We start from the raw sequence: 2,179 nt of genomic DNA, 5'->3' as shown, positions 1-2,179 counted from the left end.
GTGCCCCCTGCATGCGGGGAGCGACTCCAGTGTCCCGCGCACGCGGAGCCGATCGCGCGGGACAACGCGGCGCTGCGCGCGCGGCTGCGGGCCGGCTGAGCAGCGCAGGCCGGGGCGCGCGAGCGCGCCCGACGGCTCAGTCGGACGGCTGCAACCGCTGCCAGGCGGCCAGGACGATGCCGCGTACCTGCAGCCAGTCCAGGCGCGAGCGCGGCTGGTCGCGCAACTGCGCGACGTGTTCCTGCGCGACCATCCGCGCTCGCGCCTGGACTGGCTGCAGGTACGCGGCATCGTCCTGGCCGCCTGGCAGCGGTTGCAGCCGTCCGACTGAGCCGTCGGGCGCGCTCGCGCGCCCCGGCCTGCGCTGCTCAGCCGGCCAGCAGCCGCGCGCGCAGCGCCGCGTAGTCCGGCGCGATCGGCTCGGCCTGCGCGGGCCGCTGCAGCAGCGCCGCCAAGGCCGGCGGCACCGCCACCGGCTGGCCGATCAGCGGCTCCACCACCCCTTCGAACTTGGCCGGATGCGCGGTGGCCGCCACCGCCCAATCGCCGGCGTCGGCCTCCGCGCCTTCGGCGCGCAGTTGCTGCAGCACGTGCAGCGCGGTGGCGGTGTGCGGGCAATGCACCTCGCCGTAGCGGCGGAAGCGCTCGCCGATGGTCTGGCGGATCTGCGCATCGTCCACCGAGTACGCCTGGAACTGGGTGCGCAGCGTGGCGTCGTCGCCCTGGTAGAGCCAGCGCAGGCGCTCGACATTGCTCGGCGCGCCGACGTCCATCGCATTGGCCAGGGTCGCCACGCTGGGCTGCGGCGCGTAGTCGGCGCCGGCGAAGAAGTCCGGCAGCACGCGGTTGGCGTTGGTCGCCAGCACGATCCGGCCCAGCGGCACGCCCAGCGCACGCGCCAGGATCGCGGCCAGCGCATTGCCCAGGTTGCCGGTGGGCACCACCAAATTCAGCGGCTGCGCATGCGCGGCATGGTGCTGCAGGGCTGCATATGCGTAGTAGCTCATCTGCGGCAGCAAGCGCCCCAGGCTGATGCTGTTGGCCGAACTCAGCGGCGCCTGCGCCTGCAGGTCGGCGTCGTTCAGGGCCTGCTTGACCAGCGCCTGGCAATCGTCGAACGAGCCGGCCACGCGCAGCGCCTGGATGTTGTCGCCGAAGCAGCCGAGTTGGTGCGCCTGCCGCGGCGACACGCGCCCGTCCGGATACAGCACCACCACGCGCAGCCCCGGCTGGCGATGGAACGCGGCCGCGACCGCGGCACCGGTATCGCCGGAGGTGGCGACGAGGATGGTCAACGGCGTTTCCGCCCCCCGCCGCAGCCGGGTCAGACAGGCGGCCAGGAAGCGCGCGCCGAAGTCCTTGAACGCGGCGGTCGGCCCATGGAACAGCTCCAGCGCGTGGTCGCCGGGCGTTGCCAGCGGCTGCAGCGGCGCGGCGAAGTCGAAGGCCTCCGCGCAGATGGCCGGCAGGTCCGCAGCCAGAGCGTCGCCATCGAAGAACGGCGCCAGCAGATCCGCTGCGGTCTCGGCGAGGTTGGCCCCGGCGCGCAGGTCGCGGGCGGCGGGCAGGCGCTCGGGCACGTACAGGCCGCCATCGGGGGCGAGCCCGGCGGCGATGGCCTGGCTGAGCGAAACGGCGGGAGCGGCGTTACGGGTGGAGATGAAGTTCATGGTGGTTCCGGTGGCAGGGGAATTCGGTCGCACTGGCATTTCTGGCTCTGGCTCTGGCTTTGGCTCTTGCATTAGCTTTTGGCTCTTGCTCTTGCTGTTGCTCTTGCTTTGGCTGTTGCGCTTCTGCTTTACCGGGGGCCCCTCGGCGCGGCAGCCGCGGCGGGCGAATACCCGAAGGGCGACGCGCAGGATGCGCGTCGTTTTTCGCCGGCACATGGATGTGCCGTCGAAAAATGCCCGTCGTGGCTGCGGACCCGGAGCGCGTTAGCGCGGAGGGCGCGCTGCGGGGTGTGCTTTCTTTTGGTTACTTTTCTTTGCACAAGCAAAGAAAAGTGACTCGCCGACAGGCGAAAGCTTTTGCTTTTGCTGTTGCTGCTGCTTGATTTACACGTCGGACAAGCACAGCAGCACGAGAGAGCGTTAGCAGCGATCAGCTCTATCGGTAAATACCTTCGGTGATACAGCCGTTCCTGCATTGCTGCTCGGGGAGTCCTGCCCACTACCAACGC

At 70.4% G+C, this 2,179-nt stretch carries 1 protein-coding gene; it reads right to left on the bottom strand.

Going from position 1 to position 2,179, the window contains the following annotated elements; all coding sequences use genetic code 11:
* Nucleotides 1-368: 368 nt before the first annotated feature.
* Nucleotides 369-1,670 (bottom strand): threonine synthase, encoded by a 1,302-nt coding sequence (gene thrC, locus CEK68_RS20610; RefSeq protein ID WP_152240506.1) that lies wholly within the window; start codon nt 1,668-1,670, stop codon nt 369-371.
* Nucleotides 1,671-2,179: the final 509 nt, after the last annotated feature.

The sequence above is a fragment of the Xanthomonas sp. LMG 12461 genome, assembly GCF_009192935.1.
Lineage (GTDB): Bacteria > Pseudomonadota > Gammaproteobacteria > Xanthomonadales > Xanthomonadaceae > Xanthomonas_A > Xanthomonas_A sontii.
Note: the sequence above shows the minus strand (reverse complement) of the source record. Positions and strands in the feature narration are given on the sequence as shown.

Excerpts from the sequence above, each read along its gene's own strand:
- thrC (WP_152240506.1), bottom strand. The coding sequence starts at position 1,670 with ATGAACTTCATCTCCACCCGTAACGCCGCTCCCGCCGTTTCGCTCAGC.